Genomic DNA, 22,967 nt, shown 5'->3' with positions numbered 1-22,967 from the left:
TTCACTGGTTGTAAAAATAGCCACTATCGCCTGATAGATAAGCGCTGGTAGCTTCAGTATCCATAGCATTCAGCGTTTGATTTTGAGCGCGCTGGTGGCTATTGGCGCACCGTCCCCCGTCCCGAATCGCGCAGCGAGTCGTGAGAAGGGGTAAGCGGCGTAAGCCGCTCAGGGGGATGTCACCCTACCTGTCGTCGGTCGATCTTGCGGCTGAGCACGATGCTGGTCTGCGTCTGGTGTACGCCCTCCAGCTGGCCGACCTTGTCGAGCAGGGTGTCGAGCTGCTCGTGGCTGGCGCAGCGCAAGAACACCAGGTAGTCAAACGGCCCGCTCACGGCCGACACCTCTTCGACCTCGGCCATGGCCTCCAGCGCGCGCAGCACGGCGGGTGCTGCCTTGGGCAGCACGCTGATGCTGCACCAGGCCCGCACGGTGGTGGCGTCTAGCCGCGTACCCAGCCGCACCCCGTAGCCAGCCACCACACCCGAACGCTCCAGCCGCGCGATCCGCGCCACCACGGTCGTGCGGGCCAGGCCGAGCTTGCGCGCCAGCGTAGCCGTGCCCTCGCGCGCATTGGCCTGCAGCAGGCTGAGCAGTTGCCGGTCGGTGTCATCCAGGGCCTGGGTCATGCGCATTTCCTCAAAAAGTCATAACGCCCATCATATTCGCCGTTATGGCAAATCAAAGAACAGCTTTCGACGTTTTGAGCGCTACACATTGACAGCGCTGTTGCCTAGCATCAAGGCATCCACAACACCTCTCCGCCATGTGCGGCGAGCACTACCGGGAGCACTGCCATGACCACCTTCGACATTTCCTCGCACTCCACCTCCCGCCGCCCCATCACCATCCTGGGGGCGGGCCACATCGGCTTTGCCATGGCGCTCTTGCTGCAGCGGTCGGGCGACTACGACATCCTGGTGGTGGACCGCGACCCGGTGCGGCTGGCCGAGGTGGCAACTCTGGGTATTTCCACCCGATTGACCACAGATGACGCGAGCCTGCAGGCCGCCATCGACGGCCGCTTCGCCGTGCTGAACGCATTGCCGTTCCATCGCGCCGTGCCCGTGGCCACGTTGTGCGCACGCGCAGGTGTGCATTACTTTGACCTGACCGAGGACGTGGCCAGCACCCAGGCCATCCGCACCCTCGCCGCCAACGCCCGCAGCGTGCTCATGCCGCAATGTGGCCTCGCCCCGGGCTTCATCGGCATCGTGGGCAATGACCTGGCCCGGCGTTTTGACACGCTGCACACGCTGCGCATGCGCGTGGGGGCGCTGCCCCGCTACCCACAGGGTGCCCTGCGCTACAACCTGACCTGGAGCACCGAGGGGCTCATCAACGAGTACTGCAACCCCTGCGAAGCCATTGTGGACGGCGTGCGCACCACGGTGCCCGCGCTGGAGGGGCTGGAAACCTTTGCGCTGGACGGCGTGGAGTACGAGGCCTTCAACACCTCGGGTGGCCTAGGCACGCTGACGGAAACCTTGGCGGGCAAGGCGCGGCAGGTGGACTACCAGTCCATCCGCTACCCGGGCCACAACGCCATCCTCAAGCTGTTGCTCAATGACCTGCGCCTGCGGGACCGGCGCGATCTGCTCAAGGACATTCTGGAAACCGCCATCCCCACCACGGACCAGGACGTGATCGTGGTGTTTGCCACCGCATCAGGCCTCAAGGGCGGGCGGCTGGTGCAGGACTCGTACTCGGCCCGTATCGTGGGCACGCTGGTGGCTGGGCACCCGCTGAGCGCCATCCAGCTCACCACGGCCGCAGGCATCTGCACGACGCTGGACCTGGTGGCGCAAGGCAAGTTGCCGCAGCAGGGCTTTGTCGGGCAGGAGTCCGTGGCGCTTGCGGACTTTCTGGCCAACCGCTTTGGTTCCGCCTACGCCCGGGAGGGCGAGCTGGTGCTTTGAGGGAGCCTGGGCAAGCCGGGGTTCAGCGCCCCGGCTTCTGGTACATGCCCTCAATGGCCTCGGCAAAGTGCGCCATCAGGTTGTTGCGCTTGAGCTTGAGCGTGGGCGTCATGAAGGTGTTTTCAATCGTCCAAGGCGTGAGCGTCAGGTGCACCGTGCGCGGCACGGCATAGCGGGCAAAGCTGGCGGTGTTCTTTTCGATGCGCGCCAGCACAGCACGGTGCACGCTGGGGTAGTTCAGGCTGTCAGCGGCCTGGGGGTTCAGGCCCAGGTCGGCCGCCAGGCGCTGCCACTCGCCAAGGTTCAGCACGGCCACACAGGCGATGAAGGGGCGGTTTTCGCCCACCACAAAGGCCTGCTCCAGCAGCGGGTCGGCCAGCAGGGCCAGCTCCAGGTCGCCCGGCGGGATCTTTTCGCCGGTGGATGTGACGATGATTTCCTTGATGCGGCCCTTGATGTAGATGCGGCCATTCACGATGTCGGCCTGGTCGCCGGTGCCCAGCCAGCCGTCGGTGCTCAGGATGCGTGCGGTGTCTTCGGGGCGCTTCCAGTAGCCCTTCATCACGATGGGGCCGCGCACCTGCAGCTCGTGGTTGTCGCCGATACGCACTTCCACGCCGGGCAGGGCCTTGCCCACGCAGGCGGGGTCGTTGTCGTCCAGTGCGTTGACCGACACCACCGGTGCGGTCTCGGTCATACCGTAGCCTTGGATCAGCGGCAGCCCCAGGCCCAGAAAACACTTGGCAATGGTGGGCGACAGCGGCGCGCCGCCGCTCACCGCCACGCGCACGCGGCCGCCAAACTGGGCCAGCAAAGGCTTGGCCACCAGGGCCTGCAGCACCGTCCAGGGCAGGGCGGTCATCCAGCCTGCGGCCTGACTGCTGGCGTCCGGTGTAGGGGCAGCCAGCCCTTGGGCTGCACAAAACCGGGCCCAGCCCTTGTTCTGCGCGGCTTCGTACAGCTGCATCTTCCAGGGCGTGGGCGAGAGTTTTTCGAGCAGCTTGGCGTGGATGCGCTCGTAGATGCGCGGCACCGACACCAGCACGGTGGGGCGTATGGTTTTCAGGTCTTCCGCCAGCTGGGCCACCGAGCGGGCATAGGCCACGCAACTGCCCGCTGCAATCGGCAGATAGTAGCCGCCCGTGCGCTCAAAGGTGTGCGACAGAGGCAGGAACGACAGGAACACGTCGTCCACTGTGGGTGCAATGCGCTCCAGCACGGCCTTCACGTCGCTGACCACGTTGCGGTGGGTCAGCATCACGCCCTTGGGTTTGCCGGTGGTGCCGGAGGTGTAGACGATGGCCGCCAGGTCATCGGCCTGCGGGCCTGTGGCCGCGGTGGACGCGTCCGTTTGTGCCGCACCCGTCAGCCATTGCGCGAGCGAGCCCACGGCCGGGCTGTCGCCCGACGCCGGGGTGGCCTTGAACGCGTCGTCGTCATCAGTGATCACCACGGCGCGCAGGGCCGGGAAGGGCGTGCCCACGGCGCGGATCTTTTCCCATTGCTCGGCCTGGCTCACGATCAGCATCGATGCCTCGCAGTCCGCCAGGATGTAGGCGATGCTGCCGGGGTTGTCGATGGCGTGCAGAGGCACGGGCACGCCGCCGACGGCCAGCGTGGCCTGGTCTGCGCACATGGCATTGAGGCCGTTGGGCAGCAAGATGGCCACGCGGGCCGCAGGCGGCAGCTGCATGGCGGCGAGGGCCTGGGCCCAGGCTTTCACGCGTTCTGCGGTCTGCGCCCACGTCAGGCTTTGCCAAGCCTTGCGGTTCGTGTCATATGCGCGAAAGGCGTCGGCCTGGGGAGTTTGGCCGACCCGGTAAGCCAGTAGTTGGGGCAGCGTGTGAACGTCGGAAATTCGGGTGGGGGCGGTGGCTGAGGTCATCTGACTGGTGCATGGTGCCCGCTGAGGGGCTTCAGTGGGGCGTCCGCATGCCGGAGCGCCTCACTGGGAGATTCTGGGCCCTGATCAGGGCAAACCCGAAGATGATAGCCAGCACAGGAGCTTGCGGCACCCATCCGGTGGCGTGCTTTGTGAGAAATGGTGCATTCCTAAAGATGGAATGCCGAGGCGGGCACTGCGTGCGGCCGCCACATGGCGCGTCGAGGGCTGCAGGCACCATGGGCACAATACGCGCCATTCCATAGCCACGCGAACGCCGCACCAGCAAACCCCATGGACCCTGTCACCATTTTTTTCATTGCCACCCTCATGATGCTGGCAAACGGTGGGGTTCTGGGCCTGATGCACAAGGACTTGCCGTTGCCCATGCGGCCCGCTGCGGCCAGCTGGCGCGTTGCCACACTGCTGTTTGCCGGTGGCTCCATCCTGTTTGCCGCGCAGGGGCTGAACCCGCCCGCCTACACCCTGGCCCTGGCCAATGCGCTGGTGATGTTCGGATTCACGGGTTATCTGCGTGCATTGCGGCAGTTTTATGGCCTCAAGGACAAGCTGTGGATCATGGTGCCCGCCGCTCTTGGCACGGCGGCCGTGTTCTGGCTGACCTTGGGTACGGCTGACGTGGGCGGGCGCATTCTGACCGTGTCGGTGGTCTGGTCGGTGCTGATGGTGCACTGCATTGTGGTGCTGGTTTCGCAGGAGCGCCGCGACGGCGCCCGCAGCCGACGCGTGATGGCTGGCCTGTTCACGGCCGTTGCCTTGTTTGTGCTGTTCCGTGCGGGCTACTTCGTGTTGATGGGTGTGAACCCGGCCTTCAATGTGCTGGGGGCGGGAGCCTGGATGAACATTGCCACCCCTATGGTGGCCGCCACTTTGCCCGTGATTGGCACCACAGCGTTCTTGCTGATGTGCTCGGAGCGCATCCGCCGCCAGTGGGAGCGCGCAGCGTCCACCGACTACCTGACCGGCCTGCCCAACCGCCGCACGCTGGTGGAGATGGGGCTGCAGCGTTTTGAGCAGGCCCGCACCAGCCCGGCGTCCGGCGGGTTCGGGGTGGCGATTGTGGATATAGACCACTTCAAGCGCATCAACGACGAGCACGGCCACGAGATGGGCGATGTGGCCCTCAAGCATGTGGCGATGCGGCTGCGGTCGGCCTGCCGGGGGGCCGAGTTGCCGGCTCGGCAAGGTGGGGAAGAGTTTGTGGTGCTGTTCGACAACCTGGAGCTGCACGACGCCCCTGCCGCTGGCGAGCGGTTGCGCCAGGCCGTCGCCCAGGCGCCGTTCACGGCGGGTGACCTGGTGTTGCCGTTGACGGTGTCGATAGGCTTGGCGGTGCTTCGCGCTGACGACGCTCACTTTGATAGCTTGCTGCGTCGCGCAGATGAGGCGCTTTATGCGGCCAAGGCGGCCGGGCGTAACCGGGTGGAAGTCGCTCTCTGAAGGCCCAATCGAGCCCGATGCCCACTGAGTCCGGTATCTGGTTACCAGCCTGTTCCGGTGCCAAGAATCAGGTCGCCGCTTCCAGCCCCTGCGCAAAGTGCGCCTGCATAGCCTTGACCGTGGCCTTGGCGTCACGCGCCACCATCGCGGCCAGGATGGCGCGATGCTCGCCCAGCGAATCTTCAATACGCCCTTGCTTGAACAGCGAGTTGTGGCGGTTGAGCTTCATCACCTTGCGCAGGTCAGCCACCATCTGGCTGCGCCAGCGGTTGTCGGCCATCTCCAGCAGGTGCATGTGAAAGCGTTCGTTGACGGCAAAGAATTTTTCGCGATCAGCCACGGCGGCTTCCAGCTCGGCGTGCAGGTCCTGCAGCGTTTTCAACTGCGCCTCGGTGGCATGTTCGGCCACCACACCGGCGGCGTCGCTCTCGAGCAGGCTGAGCAGGTGGTACACGTCGCGCAGGTCTTTTTCGCTCATCTCCGTCACATAGGCGCCACGGCGCACCTTCATCGTGACCAAGCCTTCAGCGGCCAGCACCTTCAGCGCCTCGCGCAGGGGCGTGCGGCTGATGCCGAATTCCTCGGCAATCTTCAGTTCGTCAATCCAGCTGCCCGGCTCCAGTTCGCGCCGGAAGATGCGCTGGCGCAATTGCTCGGCCACTTCTTCGTAGAGCGCGCGGGGAGTGAGGGTGAGGGCAGACATGGGGTGGATTGTAAGCTGGGCGGAATATTTTGAATCAATAATTATGAATGATGTAAACTCGCCGCCACACCACTGCACCTGTGCGGTCACCGCCTGTGCGCTGTGTTGGACGCCCCAACGCCATCTTCGGAGTAGCTTTTGCCATGAGTGACAACCCCACCAACAACGCCCCAGAGTTCGCCGCGTCATCGCTGGAAGCCTGGGCCAAGGCCGCAGCCAAGTCGGCGCCGGGGGGCGATGTCAGCGCCCTCAACTGGGTCACGCCCGATGGCATCACCGTCAAGCCGCTGTACACCGCCGAAGACACGGCCAGCCTGCCGTACGCCAACACGCTGCCCGGTTTTGAGCCCTACCTGCGCGGCCCCCAGGCCACCATGTACGCCGTGCGGCCCTGGACGATCCGCCAGTACGCAGGTTTTTCGACCGCCGAAGAATCCAACGCCTTCTACCGCAAGGCCCTGGCCGCGGGCGGGCAGGGCGTGAGTGTGGCGTTCGACCTGGCCACCCACCGGGGTTACGACAGCGACCACCCCCGCGTGACGGGCGATGTGGGCAAGGCCGGGGTGGCAATCGACTCGGTCGAGGACATGAAGATCCTGTTCGACCAGATCCCGCTGGACAAGGTCAGCGTATCGATGACCATGAACGGCGCGGTGTTGCCCGTGCTGGCGGGCTATGTGGTGGCGGCAGAAGAGCAGGGCGTCTCGCAAGACAAGCTCTCCGGAACCATTCAGAACGACATTCTGAAAGAGTTCATGGTGCGCAACACCTACATCTACCCGCCCAAGCCGTCGATGAAGATCATTGGCGACATCATCGAGTACACGGCCAAGAACATGCCGAAGTTCAACTCGATCTCGATCAGCGGCTACCACATGCAGGAAGCCGGGGCCAACCAGGGGCTGGAGCTGGCCTTCACCCTGGCCGACGGCAAGGAGTATGTGAAGACTGCCATCGCCAAGGGCATGGACGTGGACGAGTTCGCCGGGCGCCTGTCGTTCTTCTGGGCGATTGGCATGAACTTCTATCTCGAAGTCGCCAAGATGCGCGCCGCGCGCCTGTTGTGGTGCCGCATCATGAAGGCCACGGGGGCCAAGAACCCCAAGAGCCTCATGCTGCGCACGCACTGCCAGACCTCGGGCTGGAGCCTCACCGAGCAGGACCCCTACAACAACGTGGTGCGCACCACCATCGAGGCCATGGCGGCCGTGTTTGGCGGCACCCAAAGCCTGCACACCAACAGCTTTGACGAAGCCATTGCGCTGCCCACCGAGTTCAGCGCCCGCATTGCGCGCAACACGCAGCTCATCATCCAGGAAGAGACCCATATCACCAACGTGATCGACCCCTGGGCCGGCAGCTACATGATGGAGAAGCTGACCCAGGACATGGCCGACGCCGCCTGGAAGATCATCGAAGAGGTCGAGGCCATGGGGGGCATGACCCAGGCCGTGGACAGCGGCTGGGCGAAGCTCAAGATCGAAGCTGCTGCCGCCGAGAAGCAGGCGCGCATCGACAGTGGCAAGGACGTGATCGTGGGCGTCAACAAGTACAAGCTGACCAAGGAAGACCCGGTCGACATCCTGCAGATCGACAACATGAAGGTGCGTGACGGCCAGATCGCTCGCCTGCAAAAGATCCGTGCAACGCGCGATGCCGCCAAGGTGCAGGCAGCGCTGGATGCGTTGACCGCCGCCGCAGAGAGTGGCGAGGGCAACCTGCTCGATTTGTCCATCCAGGCTGTACGTCTGCGTGCCACCGTTGGCGAGATCAGCGATGCGCTGGAGAAGGTTTTTGGGCGCCACCGCGCCGATACGCAAAAGGTGACCGGTGTGTACGCAGCTGCCTATGACTCGGCCGAAGGCTGGGACAAACTCAAGACCGAAATCAACGCCTTTGCCGAAGAACAAGGCCGCCGCCCCCGCGTGATGATCGCCAAACTGGGCCAGGACGGCCACGACCGGGGCGCCAAGGTGGTGGCCACCGCCTTTGCGGACCTGGGCTTTGACGTGGACATGGGCCCGCTGTTCCAGACCCCCGAGGAATGCGCCCGCCAGGCCATTGAAAACGACGTGCACGCCGTGGGCGTGAGCACGCTGGCTGCAGGCCACAAGACACTGGTGCCCGCCATCATTCAGTCGCTCAAGGACCAGGGTGCGGACGACATCATCGTGTTCGTCGGTGGGGTGATCCCCGCGCAGGACTACGACTTCTTGTACGAGTCGGGTGTCAAAGGCGTGTACGGCCCCGGCACACCCATTCCCGCCAGCGCCAAGGATGTGCTGGAGCAGATTCGCAAGGCGGTGGCGTGACACCTGCGGCGCTTTTGGACGGGGTGGTGCAGGGCACGGCGGCGGTGCAACGCAGGGCCATGTCCAAGGCCATCACCCTGCTCGAATCCACCCGGGCCGACCACCGCGCAAAGGCCGACGAGCTGCTGACCCAGCTGCTCCCGCACACCGGCAAGGCCTTCCGCCTGGGCATCAGCGGCGTGCCAGGCGTGGGCAAGTCCACCTTCATCGAAGCCCTGGGCCTGTACTTGATCGGCCAGGGCCACCGCGTGGCTGTGCTCACCATCGACCCGTCCAGCACCGTCTCGGGCGGCTCCATCCTGGGCGACAAGACGCGCATGGAACACCTGTCGGTGCACGAGAAGGCCTACATCCGCCCCAGCCCCAGCAGCGGCACTTTGGGCGGAGTCGCAGAGAAGACCCGCGAAGCCATGCTGGTCTGCGAGGCGGCGGGCTACGACGTGGTCATTGTCGAGACCGTGGGCGTGGGCCAGAGCGAGATTGCGGTGGCGGGCATGACGGACATGTTTGTGCTGATGCAGCTGCCCAACGCGGGCGATGACCTGCAGGCCATCAAGAAGGGCGTGATGGAGATTGCCGATCTGGTGGTCATCAACAAGGCCGACATCGACAAGAACGCCGCCACGCGGGCCGAGGCGCAAATCACATCGAGCCTGCGCCTGCTCAGCCAACACGGCAACCCCGAGAACGCGCACCACGACGAAACGCTGTGGCACCCCAAGGTCGTGCAGATCAGCGCGCTGCTGGGGCAGGGCGTAGACAGCTTCTGGGCCGCCGTCACGCAGTTCCGCCAGCTGCAATCCGCCAACGGCCGCCTGGCCAAGCGGCGCGAGAAGCAGGCGCTGTCCTGGATGTGGGAGCGCATCGACGCGGGCCTCAAGCTCGCTTTTCGCCAGCACCCGCAGGTGTGCGAGCTGCTGCCCCAGATGCAGGCCGATGTGGCCGCGGGGCGCATTGCAGCATCCACTGCAGCACGAAATCTGCTCCAAGCGCAATCTAATCATGCGCTGGCAGCTATCAAATAAATAGTAGACACCAACCCATTCACCAAAGGACGACCATGCAAGACATCCTGGATCAACTGGAGAAGAAGCGTGCGCTGGCACGCCTGGGCGGCGGGCAAAAGCGCATTGATGCGCAGCACGCCAAGGGCAAGCTCACGGCGCGCGAGCGTATCGAGCTGCTGCTGGACGACGGCACGTTCGAGGAATGGGACATGTTCGTCGAGCACCGCTGCACCGACTTCGGCATGGAGGACAACAAGATCCCCGGTGACGGCGTGGTGACGGGCTACGGGATGATCAACGGCCGCCTGGTGTTCGTGTTCAGCCAGGACTTCACCGTGTTCGGCGGCGCACTCAGCGAAACCCATGCCGAGAAGATCTGCAAGGTGATGGACCAGGCCATGAAGGTCGGCGCACCGGTCATCGGCCTCAATGACTCGGGCGGCGCGCGCATCCAGGAAGGTGTGGCGTCCCTCGGTGGCTATGCCGACGTGTTCCAGAAGAACGTGCTGGCCAGCGGCGTGATTCCGCAGATCAGCATGATCATGGGCCCCAGCGCCGGTGGCGCCGTGTACTCGCCCGCCATGACGGACTTCATCTTCATGGTCAAGGATTCGAGCTACATGTTCGTGACCGGCCCCGAGGTGGTCAAGACCGTGACGCACGAAGAAGTCACCGCCGAGGAATTGGGCGGCGCCGTGACCCACACCACCAAGAGCGGTGTGGCCGACATGGCGTTTGAGAACGACGTGGAGGCGCTGATGATGCTGCGCCGCCTGTACAACTACCTGCCGCTCAACAACCGGGAGAAAGCACCGGTGCGCCCCAGCAACGACCCGGCCGACCGCATGGACCTGAGCCTGGACACCCTGGTGCCCGAGAACCCCAACAAGCCCTACGACATGAAGGAGCTGATCCTCAAGACGGTGGACGACGGGGACTTCTTCGAGCTGCAGCCCGAATACGCCAAGAACATCCTCATTGGCTTTGCCCGCATGGAAGGCCAGACCGTGGGCATCGTGGCCAACCAGCCGCTGGTGCTGGCGGGCTGCCTGGACATCAAGTCGAGCATCAAGGCCGCGCGTTTTGTGCGCTTCTGCGATGCGTTCAACATCCCTGTGGTCACTTTTGTGGACGTGCCCGGCTTCATGCCCGGCACCAGCCAGGAGTACGGCGGCATCATCAAGCACGGTGCCAAGCTGCTGTACGCCTATGCCGAGTGCACCGTGCCCAAGATCACCGTCATCACCCGCAAGGCCTACGGTGGCGCGTACGACGTGATGAGCTCCAAGCACCTGCGCGGCGACGTGAACCTGGCCTGGCCCAACGCCGAGATCGCGGTGATGGGCGCCAAGGGCGCGGTGGAGATCATCTTCCGCGAAGATAAGAACGACCCCGTGAAGCTGGCTGCGCGTGAGGCCGAGTACAAGCAGCGTTTTGCCAATCCGTTTGTGGCCGGTGCACGCGGCTTTATCGACGACGTGATCCTGCCGCACGAGACACGCAAGCGCATCTGCCGGTCGCTGGTGATGCTGCGTGACAAAAAGCTGGAAAACCCATGGCGCAAGCACGGCAACATCCCACTGTGAGCGGACAAGGAGCATAAGAACATGTTTACGAAAATCCTGATCGCCAACCGTGGCGAAATCGCCTGCCGCGTCATCGCTACTGCCCGCAAGATGGGCATCAAGACTGTGGCCGTCTACTCCGACGCCGACAAGGAAGCCCGCCACGTCAAGCTGGCCGACGAGGCCGTGCACATTGGTGCGGCGCCCAGCCGCGAGTCCTACCTGCTGGCCGACAAGATCATTGCGGCCTGCAAGCAGACCGGCGCGCAAGCGGTGCACCCCGGCTATGGCTTCCTGTCCGAGAACGAAGCCTTTGCCAAGCGCTGCGAAGACGAGGGCATTGCCTTCATCGGCCCCAAGGCGCATTCGATTGCGGCCATGGGCGACAAGATCGCGTCCAAGAAGCTGGCCAACGAGGCCAAGGTCAACACCATCCCTGGCTACAACGACGCCATCGCGGGCCCTGAGCAGGCGGTGGAGATCGCCAAGGGCATTGGCTACCCCGTGATGATCAAGGCCTCGGCCGGCGGCGGCGGCAAGGGCCTGCGCGTGGCGTTCAACGACAAGGAAGCGTTTGAGGGTTTTGCCAGCTGCCAGAACGAAGCCCGCAACAGCTTTGGCGACGACCGCATCTTCATTGAGAAGTTCGTGCAGGAGCCGCGCCACATCGAGATCCAGGTGCTGGGCGATTCGCACGGCAACGTGATCTATCTGAACGAGCGCGAGTGCTCCATCCAGCGCCGCCACCAGAAGGTGATTGAAGAGGCGCCGTCGCCTTTCATCAGCGACGCCACCCGCAAGGCCATGGGCGAGCAGGCGGTGCAACTGGCCAAGGCCGTGAAGTACCAGAGCGCGGGCACGGTGGAGTTCGTGGTCGGCAAGGACCAGGACTTCTACTTCCTGGAGATGAACACCCGCCTGCAGGTGGAGCACCCGGTGACGGAGTGCATCACCGGCCTCGACCTGGTGGAGCTGATGATCCGCGTGGCGGCGGGCGAGAAGCTGCCCCTCACGCAAGCCGATGTGAAGCGCGATGGCTGGGCCATTGAGTGCCGCATCAACGCCGAAGACCCGTTCCGCAACTTCCTGCCGTCCACCGGCCGCCTGGTGCGCTTTCAGCCGCCGGAGGAGTCGATGTTCCAGTCCGATACGACCAAAAAATTGGGCGTGCGGGTGGATACGGGCGTGTACGAGGGTGGCGAGATCCCCATGTACTACGACTCGATGATCGCCAAGCTCATCGTGCACGGCACGGACCGCAACGATGCGATTGCCAAGATGCGCGCGGCGCTCAACGGGTTTGTGATTCGCGGCATCAGCAGCAACATCCCGTTCCAGGCGGCGTTGCTGGCGCACCCCAAGTTCGTGACGGGCGACTTCAACACCGGCTTCATTGCCGAGAACTACGGCAAGGGCTTCCACGCCGAAGACGTGCCGCACAGCGACCCGCTGTTCCTGGTGGCGCTGGCCGCGTTCATGAACCGCCGCTACCGTGCACGCGCCTCCGGCATCAGCGGCCAGCTGGCCGGCCACGAGGTGAAGGTGGGCGAGCAGTTTGTGGTGGTCACGCTGGGCGCCGAAGGGCAGAACCAGCACCACGAGGTGACGGTGTCCGACTTTGAAGACAAATCGGGCTCCAGCGCAATCAGCGTGGGCGGAAATAGCTATCAGATCAGTAGCACCGCCACGCTGGGCCAGATCCGCGTGCAAGGCGCATGCAACGGCCAGGGCTTCACGGCCCAGGTGGAACGCGGTGTGGGCAAGAACCCGCTGGCGCTGCGCATTGCGCACAACGGCACGCAGATCGACGCGCTGGTGCTGTCGCCGCTGGGCGCGCGGCTGCACCAGCTGATGCCCTTCAAGGCGCCGCCAGATCTGTCCAAGTTCCTGCTCTCTCCCATGCCCGGCCTGCTGGTCGATGTGGCGGTGCAGCCCGGCCAGAAGGTGCAGGCGGGTGAAAAGCTGGCGGTGATCGAGGCCATGAAGATGGAGAACATCCTCTTTGCCGCGCAAGATGGCGTGGTGGGCAAGATCACGGCGGGCAAGGGTGAATCGCTGGCGGTGGACCAGGTGATCCTGGAATTCCAGTGATCCCAAGGGTCCCACAAACCATCCAGAGGGGCCTTGCGCCCCTTTTTTAGTCTTTTTGGCCACTAGCGATAGGAGAATATGCGCTGGCAGCTATCAAATCAGGAGTAATCATGAGCACAACCCCACGCCCCTTCAAGGTCCTGGGTATCCAGCAGGTGGCCATTGGCGGCACCGACAAGCAGCGGATGAAGACGCTGTGGGTGGACATGCTGGGCCTCGAACAGACCGGCACTTTCCAGAGCGAGCGCGAGAATGTCGATGAAGACATCCTGGCCATGGGCAAAGGCGCCTTCAAGGTGGAGGTGGACATCATGCAGCCGCTGGACATCGACAAGAAGCCCGCCGTGCACACCACGCCGCTCAACCACATCGGCCTGTGGATCGATGACTTGCCCAAGGCGGTGGAATGGCTCACGGCCAAAGGCGTGCGCTTTGCGCCCGGCGGCATCCGCAAGGGGGCGGCGGGCTACGACATCACGTTTTTGCACCCCAAGAGCAATGACGAGTTTCCAATTGCGGGCGAAGGCGTGTTGATCGAACTGGTGCAGGCACCGGCGGACGTGATTGCCGCGCTGGGCTGAACCCCACCAGCGCAGCCCGCTGTCGCCCCCCATGGTTTCGCTCCAACGTACGTTGTTGGCCGGCGCCAAGGTGAGCGCCCTGCTGGTCCTCGCACTGGCAGGGCAGGGCGGTGGGGCTGCAGGTGGCACGGGTGCCTATCCGCTCGACTGGGGCCGGGCGGGAGAAACCCTGCAGTACCGGTCCTGCGGCTGCGCGGACCGCTGCTGGGTGGCGGAAGTGAAACACCAGCGGTCCCGCAAGACCCTGGCCTCCCTGCGATGTGACTGCGAGCGCCTGTTCGGTCGCGTCGGCAGTCGCGGCGCTGAGGTGGAGCACAGTCCGAGCTGTTCTGCCATCGACGACGCAGACAACAAGCCCCGCGCCATCCGCGAGGCGCTGGAGCAGATGCTGGGGCGCTGTAAAGCGCGGCGTCCATGACCTGGGGCGTCATGGTCACCGGGCCCGGCGGGGGCTACAACGGCGGCACCTTGTCTTTGGTGTCGCCTGCCCATGCAAAAAATTGCTTCTCTGGCCTTGCTGCTCGCGGGTGCCATTCACCTGATTCCGTTGATCGGCGTGCTCGGCGCAGAGCACTTGGCCAGACTCTACGGCGTGGCCCCTTCCGATCCGGACACGCTCATCCTGCTGCGGCACCGCGCTGTGCTGTTCGGCATCGTGGGTGGGCTCTGCCTGATGGCGGCGTTCAAGCCCGGCTACCAGTGGTTGGGCTTGCTTGTTGGCGCGGTCAGCACCCTTTCTTTCCTGCTGCTTGCATGGGTCACCGGCGGCTTCAATGCGCATTTGCAGCGCGTGGTGGTGGCGGATGGCCTGGCCCTGGCGTGCCTGGTGGCGGGCGCTGGGGCCTTGACCTGGTCTGGCCGGGGTGTAACGAGCGGCTAACTTTCATGAACGTCGGAGCCTGCGAGGTGGCAAGGTCTGCAAGATAGAAGCCAAAGCCGCCGGTTGTCAGCGCGTTACTTTGGCGGTTTTGGCCGTGGTTTCAACATGCTCTCTAAAGTGGTCAACAGTCGGCTTTTTTGCCGTTCTCGCACAGTGAGATGGCGGCTGTTGAGCACGGGGACATAGTGGCACCTTTTGTGACCATGTTGAGAGCAGTTGTGCCGAAATCTCCTTCAAAATCATGGTGATAGCGATGCAGGGCGGTGCTCCGGAAGACTCTGGAGTGGCGCCTTGTGTGATCACTGACGCAATGCCTGGTGCTTGCAGCAGCAGGCTCTTGAAAGGACCCCACCCATGGCCAACGCAACCCTCTCCGCCCCGCAGCCCATCCAGGTCCATCGCCCCGTCCCTGCGCCGGTCGTGCAGGGAGAATGGTCGGTGGAGGCCATCCAGGCGCTGCTCGACAAGCCCCTGATGGACTTGCTGTTTGAGGCACAAACCGTGCACCGCCAGCATTGGCCTGCGGGCGACATCGAGCTGGCCACGCTGCTGTCGGTCAAGACCGGCGGCTGCCCAGAAAACTGCGGCTATTGCCCGCAGGCGGCCGAGTTCGACACCGGGGTAAAGGCCGACAAGCTCATGGAGGTGGATGAGGTGGTGCGCGCCGCCCAGGCCGCCAAGGACGCGGGCGCCACGCGCTTTTGCATGGGTGCCGCCTGGCGTGCGCCCAAAGACCGCGACATTGAAAAAGTCAGCGCCCTGATTGGCGCGGTGAAGGGCCTGGGCCTGCAGACCTGCGCCACGCTGGGCATGCTGGAATCGCACCAGGCAAAAGCATTGAAAGACGCCGGGCTGGACTACTACAACCACAACCTGGACACAGCCCCCGAGTACTACACCGATGTGGTCAGCACCCGCGCCTACCAGGACCGGCTGGACACGCTGCAGCATGTGCGCAGCGCAGGCATCAGCGTGTGCTGCGGCGGCATCGTGGGCATGGGCGAAGCGCCCGTGCACCGTGCGGGCCTGATTGCGCAACTGGCCAACCTGCAGCCGTACCCTGAGTCGGTGCCCATCAACAGCCTGGTGCGGGTGCCTGGAACGCCTTTGGCCGACAGCGAGCCCATCGACCCGCTGGACTTTGTGCGCATGATTGCCGTGGCCCGCATCACCATGCCCAAGGCCCGGGTACGCCTCTCTGCCGGGCGCCAGCAAATGGGTGAAGCGGTGCAGGCGCTGTGCTTCATGGCCGGGGCCAATTCGATCTTTTATGGTGACAAGCTGCTGGTGACTGGCAACCCCGATGTGGATGCCGACGTGCAACTGCTGGCCAAGCTGGGGCTGAACGGCCATCGCACAACGACCACCACCCTGGACGGGCACAGCCACAGCGCTTGATGCCCCCCCGACGCGGCGGCGTGCTTCTGCTGGAGCCCGCTGCGACGTCACCGAATGCCGTGCCTCCGTGCTGCGCTACGGTAAGGCGCGGGACACTGCCATTCAGAGCGGCTCTTCGCGCGAGGTCAGTTCGATGCGCTCCATGGGCAGATCGGCGGCCAAGCGGTCCACCTGGGCCAGCCGTGCAGGCTCGGCATCGGCAAACTGCTGGGCAATGCGCCGGAACTCCTCGGACAGGGTCAGGAAGGCATCGACCATGTCGGGGTCGAAGTGGCTCCCCCGGCCGTCGCGAATGATCTCTACCGCCTGCTCGTGGGAGTACGCGGGCTTGTAGACGCGTTCGGAAATTAGTGCGTCGTACACGTCGGCCACGGCCATGAGCCGTGCTGACAGTGGAATGGTGTTGCCCACCAGACCTTCGGGGTAGCCTGAGCCGTCCCATTTCTCCTGGTGGCTGTAGGCGATCTCCTTGGCATACCGGAAAAACGGGTTGTCCTGTGTGGTCCCCGTCTCGGCCGCGATGATGGCGTCGCGCCCCAGCGTGGTGTGCGTCTTCATGATCTCGAACTCTTCCGGCGTGAGCTTGCCGGGCTTGAGCAGGATGCGGTCGGGAATGCCCACTTTGCCGATGTCGTGCAGCGGGGCGGACTTGAAGATGGTCTCGATGGCGGCGTCGGTCAGCTCGTCCTTGAAGCGCGGGTGGTTCTGCAGGTGGCGGGCCAGCGCTTCCATGTAGTGCTGCGTGCGCCGGATGTGGTTGCCTGTTTCGTTGTCGCGCGTTTCGGCCAGCGAGGCCATGGCGCGGATCGTGGCGTCCTGCAGCTCGGCCATCGCCCGGGTGCGGTTGGCGACCTCCTGTTCCAGAAAGTGGTTGTGCTGGGCCAGGAAGTCGCGCGCGCGCTTGAGCTGCAGGTGGTTGCGCACCCGGGCCATCACGATGGCCGGGTTGATGGGTTTGGTGATGTAGTCCACCGCGCCCAGCTCCAGGCCAATGCTTTCGTCATCGGCCGCGCTCATGGCTGTGAGGAAGATGACAGGGATGTCTTCGGTGTCGGGGTTGAACTGCAGGCGGCGCAGCACCTCGTAGCCGTCCATGTCCGGCATCATGATGTCCAGCAGGATCAGGTCGGGCTTGCTGTCGGCCGCCACGATCTGCAGGGCGCGCTCGCCACTGGGCGCAAGCTTGACCTTGTAGTCGGTGCGCAGGAGGTCGCTCATCAGCGAGAGGTTGTCGGGCGTGTCGTCTACGACCAGCACCGTGCATTTGCCGCTGGGTGCGAATGGGCTATTCATGGACCGGGTCCTCCTTGTTGTCATTGTGCGCCTCGGGGGCCTGGCGCAGTATGGCCAGTGCCTCCACAAAGTCGTAGCTGTCCAGCGACCGCTTCATCTGGCCATACGCCGGCCCGAGCAGGGCCTGCAGGGTGGGGGCGGATTGCCTGAAGATTTCAATGGCGTCGGAATCGTCGTCGGACAGCAGTGCGTCAAGCTGCGCCACCAGTGCACGCGCAGCGGAGGCGTCGATCTGCAGGCCAGGCGCAGCGTCCGCGCCCGCAACCTCCTCTGCGGGCAGGGCCTGCTGCAGCGCCATGACCAGCGCCTGGCAAGCCGCTTCCACGGGCTCCAGCAGTGGCTCTGCCAGCTCGGGCGAGGCCTTCTGGGCGATGGCTTCTTCCGCACGCTGTGCCAGGGCAGCGAGTGCAGTGGCGCCGATGGTGCCGGCCGTGCCTTTGAGCGTGTGCATGGCGCGCTGGGCCTCGTCGTGTAGCCCGGCAGCCAGGGCAGTACGGGTGGCTTGGACCGCCTGCGCTTGCCCCGCCACAAACTTGCGCAGCAGGCCTTCGTAGGCAGGCCGTTTGTCCAGCACACGCCGCAGGCCGGCGGTCGCGTCGAGCCCTGGGATGCGGCGCAGGGCGTCATCGGCGGGAAGCGCGGCTGTGGAGTGGGGCGCTGTGTCGGAGTTGGAAGGGGCGCCAGCTGGCTGCCCCTGAGGGTCTCCGCCTTCGCGGTCAGCCTCGTCCGCACCGGTGGCTCGGGGTGCAATCCATTGCAGCAGGGCAGCAAACAGTTCGTCCGGGTCGATGGGTTTGGCCAGGTGGCCATTCATGCCCGCTTCCAGGCACAGGTCGCGGTCGCGGCTCATGGCGTTGGCCGTCATGGCCACCACGGGCAGCTGGGCCCAGGACGGGTTCTGGCGCAGGTGCCTGGTAGCGGTCAGGCCGTCCATCACGGGCATTTGCATGTCCATCAGCACCAGGTCATAAGGGGCTTGGGCGAGCATGTCCAGCGCCGCCTGTCCGTTCTGGGCCACGTCCACCACCAGGCCGGCGCCGCTCAGCAGCTCGGCGCCCACCTGCTGGTTCAGGTCGTTGTCATCCACCAGCAGCACCCGTGCGCCAGCAATGGCGGAAAGGTGCGCAGCGCGCCGGGGTGTTTGTGTGCCACGCCCGTCGGACGACCGGACCTGCCCGCCCAGCGCCTGCATGGCGGCATCAAAAAGTTGCGAGGGGCTGACGGGTTTGGACAGCATCAGCTGCAGCCCGGCGCGTTCCAGTTCGCTTTGCACATCGTCGCGGCCTGCTGCGGTCACGATGACCGTGAGTGGCGGGTGATGCAGGCGGGCAAGTGCGCGGTGGGTGTCAAACCCGTCCATGCCGGGCATCTTCCAGTCCACGAATGCGATCTCGCAGGGGCGACCAGCCTCTTCGGCGGCGCGGGCCTGGGCCACCGCTTCCTCGCCGGAAGAGGCCGTGGTGACGGCAAAGCTCATGCGGGCCAGCATCTCGCCCAGGATATGCCGGGCCTGCTCGCTGTCGTCCACTACCAAGACATGCCGCCCGCGCAGGTCGGGGGTGGGCAGCAGGGGGGCATGGCTGGGGTTGCCCAGCCCCAGACGGGCGGTAAACCAGAAGGTGCTGCCCACCCCAGGCTGGCTTTGTACTCCTACTTCGCCGCCCATCAAGCCGGCCAGCTTCTTGGAGATGGCCAGCCCCAGCCCGGTGCCACCGTATTTGCGCGTGGTAGATGTGTCGGCCTGTTCGAACGAGCGAAACAGCCGCGACTGCTGCTCGAGAGTCAGGCCGATGCCGGTATCCTGCACCTCAAAGCGCAGCAGGACTCCGGTGTTGTCGCGCGACGTTTCGGTGACGCGCACGATGATTTCGCCCTTGTCGGTGAATTTGACGGCGTTGTTGGCGTAGTTCACCAGGATCTGCCCCAGGCGCAACGGGTCGCCGCGCAGGTCGTCGGGCAGGGCCGGGTCCACATCGAACAGCAGCTCCAGACCCTTGTGCGCGCATTTGTCGCTGACCAGGTTGGCCACGTTGTCCAGCACGCCGCGCAGGTCAAAGTCCACGACCTCCACTTCGAGCTTGCCCGCCTCGATCTTGCTGAAGTCCAGGATGTCGTTGATCAGGCCGAGCAGATGCTGGCCGGAGCGCTGGATCTTTTCGACATAGTCACGCTGGCGCGGTGTGAGGTCGGTGCCCAGGGCCAGGTGGCTCATGCCGATCACCGCGTTCATGGGCGTGCGGATCTCGTGGCTCATGTTGGCCAGGAAATCCGACTTCATCTGCGAGGCGTCCTCCGCACGGGCGCGGGCAATCTCCAGCTCGTCCTCATGCTCGCGCAGGGCTGCGTTGACTTTTTGCAGCTCCACGGTGCGCTCGGCCACGCGCGCCTCCAGCACCTCTTCGTTGCGCTTGAGTGCATCGACCAGCTCGTTCTGCGCTTCCATGGCCTGGGCCGTCGCCTTTTCGCGCTGCAAGAATTGCCGCGCCATGGCAAAAGCGAGCAAAAACGTAAGCAGGGCCTGGAATGCAGTGAGCCCGGTGGTCAGCAAAGTCTGGTGTTTGACCTCGGCGTTGCGCGAGTCGCCCAGCAGGGCCGACACGCGCGACGCACTGAGCGACAGCTCTTGCACCGTTTCACGCAGGCCGTCCAGCTCGGTGCGCAGGCGCCGCATGTTGGTCTGGCTGGAGAGTGCATCCACACTGGCGCCAAAGTAGCTGTCGCCCTCTGCCACAAACCGCTGCAGGGCGGTCAGCGCATTGCTGTAGATGGGCTCGTCCTGCATCAGCGTGCGCGAGGTGCCGCTTTCCAAGGCGCTGAATCGGCTCAGGAACAGGTCATACCGCAGCTCCAGCCGGTCCATGGTGATGCTGGTGGGGTCCAGCTCGAACTGGTGCAGCGCATGGTCCAGCTTTTCATATTCCACATTGAGCTGCAAGAACGACCACAGCGCATTCACATCGCCGCGCCGCATGACGGCCTCCACGCTGCGGTACTGGCTGTACTGCACCGCCGCAATAGCGACATAGGCCAACACCAGCCCGGCAATGATGAGCCGCAGGATGTGTTGGCTGCGCAGCATAGATGGGGCAGGAAGCGGGGAGGGCGGCTACCGGATGTGCAGTGCGTTGAGCTGCCAGGCCGCCCGGTTGTAGTACAGCTCGCTGCGCAGCTCGGCCTTGGTATCAAACGGGTACACGATGAACAGCGGGCCTTTTTCGCGGATGGGCATGGGCCGGTTGTTCATCAGGCGCGCCACGATCACGTCATGCCGCGTGGCGTCGTCTGCCGGAATCTCGGTCTTGTAGTCATTCAGGGCCACGGCGGTGATCTTGGTGCCCTTGGCGCCCACCGCCGCCAGCACATCGCGCAGCAGGGGGCCAGTGAACGTGACAGCGCTGGGGTACCAGGGTGTTTGGGTGGAGAAGCTGTGCTGCGGCAGCTTCTCCAGCATCTTCATGTCGAACTGCGCCTGCTGACCCCGGTTGGTCTGGGTGATGGCGCCGTCGATGGTCAGGACGACGGGACCTGTGGGTGGCTCCAGCGCCTGCAAATTGGTCGTTGCCAGCAACGCCGCACCGACCACCCATGCCGTCCATGCCTTGGACAACGCCAATTTCAACCCATGACGACGATGAGATTGCATGGACACCCCCTCCTGTTTTGGTAACAGTCTCGCGGATAGATGGCCAAAATGTAAACCGATTTATCACCATCGGTTTGACGGATGGCCCGCCGGGGTGTCGAGCGCGCGACGGCGGCGGACGGATGGCAGGGCCGCTGCGTCAGGCTGCGGCGGGTGCGCTGGCGGCGGCCATGGTGTCCCAGGCCTTCAGGGCCTCGGCCGTGTACATGAGTGCCGGGCCGCCGCCCATGTAAACGCACACGGCCAGCATCTCTTCCAGCTCTGCGCGGGTGGCACCGAGCTTTTGCAGTGCCTTGACATGAAAACCGATGCACCCGGAGCAGCGCTGGGTGACGCCGATGGCCAGGGCAATCAGCTCCTTGTGCTTGCTGGTCAACGCCCCTTCCGCCATGGATGCCTGGGCGAGCTGCGCAAAGCCCCGCATGGCGTCGGGCTGCGCCTTGCGAAAGGTGGCCAGGTTTTCGTTGATGCCCTGAATCAGGCCGATGTGGTCAAACGTACTCATTGAATGGTTCCTTGCTTGGGCCGGGGAGGGTGCCGGGCTCTCTCTGTATCTCTGTGTGTGGGCGCCTGCCGGCGATTTATTTCTTCACGGGGCAGGTGTTGATGCCTAGCAGCGTGTAAGCCGGGCAGAAGCGAAACAGTCCGGTGGCCAATGGCACCACGCCCAGCCAACCCCACCAGCCCACCGTGCCAGTGGCAGCCAGCGCAATCAGGACCAGGCCTGCCAAGACGCGCAGTACACGGTCTGCGGTTCCTACGTTGATGTTCATGATGAGTTCCTTGCTCAAAGGTTGCGGCCCGGGAATAGGCCCTGCTTGCACAAGCGCGGTGAAAGCGAAATGCGCTCACCGCCCGGTCAATCGAATGAGGGGGATGCGGGCGCCGCGACGGGCTTGCCCGCAGCCACCCACGCGTCAAAGCCACCGGCGATGGACTGCACCTGCAGGTAGCCCATGTCCTGCATGGCGCGCGCAGCCAGCGCGGCCCGGCCACTGGTCTTGCAGTACAGCACCACCTTGAGGTCGCGTGCGCTGAGTTCGGGCGTGCTGCTGAGCCGGAACTCCAGCACCCCGCGAGAGGCGTGAATCGCGCCGGGGATATGTCCGGCCTGGTACTCGTCGGCCTCCCGCACATCGATCAGCACGTCGGCGGTTCGGATGGCTTCGTCGGCCTGGTTCAGCGGTACCTCTTGCACCAGGGCCTTGGCAGCGGTGACGAGGTCGTGGGCTGTTTTCATGTGTGCGTTCCTGCAGTGCGTATGGCGGTACGGATGTGGCGGTTGTGTCACAGCGCGTTGACAGGAATCTTGAGATAGGTCACGCCATTGGCTTCCGCTGGCGGCATTTCCCCTGCGCGGATGTTGACCTGCACCGAGGGCAGGATGAGCACGGGCATCTCCAGCGTCGCGTCGCGCTGGGTGCGCAGCGCTACAAAGGCGTCTTCGGTCACCCCGTCATGCACGTGGATGTTCTTGGCACGCTGGTCGGCGACGGTGGTTTGCCAGGCCACGGCGCGCCCTGCGGGTGGGTAGTCGTGGCACATGAACAGGCGGGTTTCATCCGGCAGGCTCAGCAGTTTGCGCACCGACTGGTATAGCGTGTGGGCATTGCCCCCGGGAAAGTCGCAGCGCGCTGTGCCCACGTCGGGCATGAAGAGGGTGTCTCCCACAAACACAGCGTCGCCCACCTGGTAGGCCATGCAGGCGGGCGTGTGACCGGGCACTGCCAGCGCCTGGGCCTCCAGCTGGCCGATGTGGAAGACCTCGTTGTCGTGCAGCAGCTGGTCGAACTGGCTGCCATCGGGGTGAAACCCGGGCTCCAGATGAAACACCTTCTTGAATACGTCCTGCACCTGGGTGATGGACGCACCAATGGCGATCTTTCCGCCCAACTTGTCGCGAAGGTAGTGCGCGGCCGACAGGTGGTCCGCGTGGGCATGGGTTTCCAGAATCCATTGCACCGTCAGCCCCTGACTTTGCACAAACTCCACGATCTTGTCGGCAGACCGCGTACGGGTGCGGCCCGACTTCGGGTCGTAGTCCAGCACGGAATCCACCACCGCGCAGTGGCCGCCAGACCGATCAAACACCACATAGCTCACCGTCCAGGTGGAGTCATCAAAGAAGGCTTCTATCTGGGGTTTCATTGAAGGGCTCCGTATTTAATTTCGATGTTAATAGTTTATTGACGTATAGATTGTAAGTCAATAGAATATCAATATCGAATTTGA

Annotated in this window: 20 protein-coding genes; 10 read left to right on the top strand and 10 right to left on the bottom strand. The window is 64.4% G+C overall.

Annotated elements, in window-relative coordinates:
* Nucleotides 1–179: 179 nt before the first annotated feature.
* Nucleotides 180–629, bottom strand: coding sequence for an Lrp/AsnC family transcriptional regulator (locus tag ASD75_RS09095; RefSeq protein WP_056744925.1), 450 nt, complete (start codon nt 627–629; stop codon nt 180–182).
* A gap of 168 nt (nt 630–797) precedes the next feature.
* On the opposite strand from ASD75_RS09095, the gene ASD75_RS09090 reads away from it, so the two are divergent.
* On the top strand, nt 798–1,919 hold the full coding sequence (locus tag ASD75_RS09090) for a saccharopine dehydrogenase family protein (protein WP_056744923.1): 1,122 nt from the start codon (nt 798–800) through the stop codon (nt 1,917–1,919).
* Nucleotides 1,920–1,941: 22 nt separating this feature from the next.
* Here ASD75_RS09090 and ASD75_RS09085 read toward each other — a convergent pair whose 3' ends face one another.
* Complete coding sequence (locus ASD75_RS09085) at nt 1,942–3,804, bottom strand: long-chain fatty acid--CoA ligase (protein ID WP_056744921.1); 1,863 nt, start codon at nt 3,802–3,804, stop codon at nt 1,942–1,944.
* A gap of 291 nt (nt 3,805–4,095) precedes the next feature.
* Between ASD75_RS09085 and ASD75_RS09080 the strand changes: the two genes are divergently transcribed.
* Nucleotides 4,096–5,262 (top strand): GGDEF domain-containing protein, encoded by a 1,167-nt coding sequence (locus ASD75_RS09080; protein WP_056744919.1) that lies wholly within the window; start codon nt 4,096–4,098, stop codon nt 5,260–5,262.
* 67 nt (nt 5,263–5,329) lie between these two features.
* Here ASD75_RS09080 and ASD75_RS09075 read toward each other — a convergent pair whose 3' ends face one another.
* Nucleotides 5,330–5,965 carry a GntR family transcriptional regulator gene (locus ASD75_RS09075; protein WP_056744916.1) on the bottom strand — a complete coding sequence of 212 codons (636 nt, stop codon included), beginning with the start codon at nt 5,963–5,965 and terminating at the stop codon, nt 5,330–5,332.
* Nucleotides 5,966–6,108: 143 nt separating this feature from the next.
* On the opposite strand from ASD75_RS09075, the gene scpA reads away from it, so the two are divergent.
* The 8 genes from scpA to bioB all read left to right on the top strand — a co-directional run bounded on the left by scpA (nt 6,109) and on the right by bioB (nt 15,799).
* On the top strand, nt 6,109–8,277 hold the full coding sequence (gene scpA / locus ASD75_RS09070; protein WP_056744914.1) for a methylmalonyl-CoA mutase: 2,169 nt from the start codon (nt 6,109–6,111) through the stop codon (nt 8,275–8,277).
* A complete protein-coding gene (gene meaB / locus ASD75_RS09065) occupies nt 8,274–9,302 on the top strand; it encodes a methylmalonyl Co-A mutase-associated GTPase MeaB (protein ID WP_082564951.1) in 1,029 nt (342 codons plus the stop codon). Before scpA ends, meaB begins: the two co-directional genes overlap by 4 nt.
* Before the next feature lie 35 nt (nt 9,303–9,337).
* On the top strand, nt 9,338–10,870 hold the full coding sequence (locus ASD75_RS09060; protein WP_056062687.1) for an acyl-CoA carboxylase subunit beta: 1,533 nt from the start codon (nt 9,338–9,340) through the stop codon (nt 10,868–10,870).
* A gap of 21 nt (nt 10,871–10,891) precedes the next feature.
* Nucleotides 10,892–12,940 carry an acetyl/propionyl/methylcrotonyl-CoA carboxylase subunit alpha gene (locus ASD75_RS09055; protein ID WP_056744912.1) on the top strand — a complete coding sequence of 683 codons (2,049 nt, stop codon included), beginning with the start codon at nt 10,892–10,894 and terminating at the stop codon, nt 12,938–12,940.
* A 110-nt stretch (nt 12,941–13,050) separates the two neighbouring features.
* On the top strand, nt 13,051–13,521 hold the full coding sequence (locus tag ASD75_RS09050; RefSeq protein ID WP_056744910.1) for a VOC family protein: 471 nt from the start codon (nt 13,051–13,053) through the stop codon (nt 13,519–13,521).
* A 31-nt stretch (nt 13,522–13,552) separates the two neighbouring features.
* The gene (locus tag ASD75_RS09045) at nt 13,553–13,939 is read left to right on the top strand and encodes a hypothetical protein (protein ID WP_056745188.1); all 387 of its coding nucleotides are present in this window, start codon (nt 13,553–13,555) and stop codon (nt 13,937–13,939) included.
* A 72-nt stretch (nt 13,940–14,011) separates the two neighbouring features.
* Nucleotides 14,012–14,401, top strand: a complete 390-nt coding sequence (locus ASD75_RS09040; protein WP_056744907.1) for a hypothetical protein — start codon at nt 14,012–14,014, stop codon at nt 14,399–14,401.
* Nucleotides 14,402–14,755: 354 nt separating this feature from the next.
* Entirely contained in the window at nt 14,756–15,799 is a 1,044-nt protein-coding gene (gene bioB, locus ASD75_RS09035; protein WP_056744905.1) for a biotin synthase BioB, read from the top strand.
* A 102-nt stretch (nt 15,800–15,901) separates the two neighbouring features.
* Here the strand turns inward: bioB and ASD75_RS09030 are convergent, their stop codons facing one another.
* The 7 genes from ASD75_RS09030 to ASD75_RS09000 all read right to left on the bottom strand — a co-directional run bounded on the left by ASD75_RS09030 (nt 15,902) and on the right by ASD75_RS09000 (nt 22,883).
* Nucleotides 15,902–17,092, bottom strand: coding sequence for a two-component system response regulator (locus ASD75_RS09030; protein ID WP_056744903.1), 1,191 nt, complete (start codon nt 17,090–17,092; stop codon nt 15,902–15,904).
* Entirely contained in the window at nt 17,085–20,171 is a 3,087-nt protein-coding gene (locus ASD75_RS09025; protein ID WP_056744901.1) for a response regulator, read from the bottom strand. The genes ASD75_RS09030 and ASD75_RS09025 overlap by 8 nt, the downstream gene beginning before the upstream one ends.
* A gap of 27 nt (nt 20,172–20,198) precedes the next feature.
* Nucleotides 20,199–20,735: a molybdopterin-dependent oxidoreductase gene (locus ASD75_RS09020; protein ID WP_156400981.1), complete on the bottom strand. Its 537-nt coding sequence runs from the start codon at nt 20,733–20,735 to the stop codon at nt 20,199–20,201.
* Nucleotides 20,736–20,874: 139 nt separating this feature from the next.
* Complete coding sequence (locus ASD75_RS09015; protein ID WP_056744898.1) at nt 20,875–21,240, bottom strand: carboxymuconolactone decarboxylase family protein; 366 nt, start codon at nt 21,238–21,240, stop codon at nt 20,875–20,877.
* 76 nt (nt 21,241–21,316) lie between these two features.
* Nucleotides 21,317–21,508, bottom strand: coding sequence for a DUF2892 domain-containing protein (locus ASD75_RS09010; RefSeq protein WP_056062716.1), 192 nt, complete (start codon nt 21,506–21,508; stop codon nt 21,317–21,319).
* An 86-nt stretch (nt 21,509–21,594) separates the two neighbouring features.
* Nucleotides 21,595–21,975, bottom strand: a complete 381-nt coding sequence (locus ASD75_RS09005) for a rhodanese-like domain-containing protein (protein WP_056744896.1) — start codon at nt 21,973–21,975, stop codon at nt 21,595–21,597.
* A 47-nt stretch (nt 21,976–22,022) separates the two neighbouring features.
* Nucleotides 22,023–22,883, bottom strand: coding sequence for an MBL fold metallo-hydrolase (locus ASD75_RS09000; RefSeq protein ID WP_056744894.1), 861 nt, complete (start codon nt 22,881–22,883; stop codon nt 22,023–22,025).
* Nucleotides 22,884–22,967: the final 84 nt, after the last annotated feature.

Origin of the sequence: Acidovorax sp. Root568 (assembly GCF_001427445.1) — a bacterium.
Lineage (GTDB): Bacteria > Pseudomonadota > Gammaproteobacteria > Burkholderiales > Burkholderiaceae_C > Acidovorax > Acidovorax delafieldii.
This window is presented reverse-complemented; position numbering and strand designations above follow the sequence as displayed.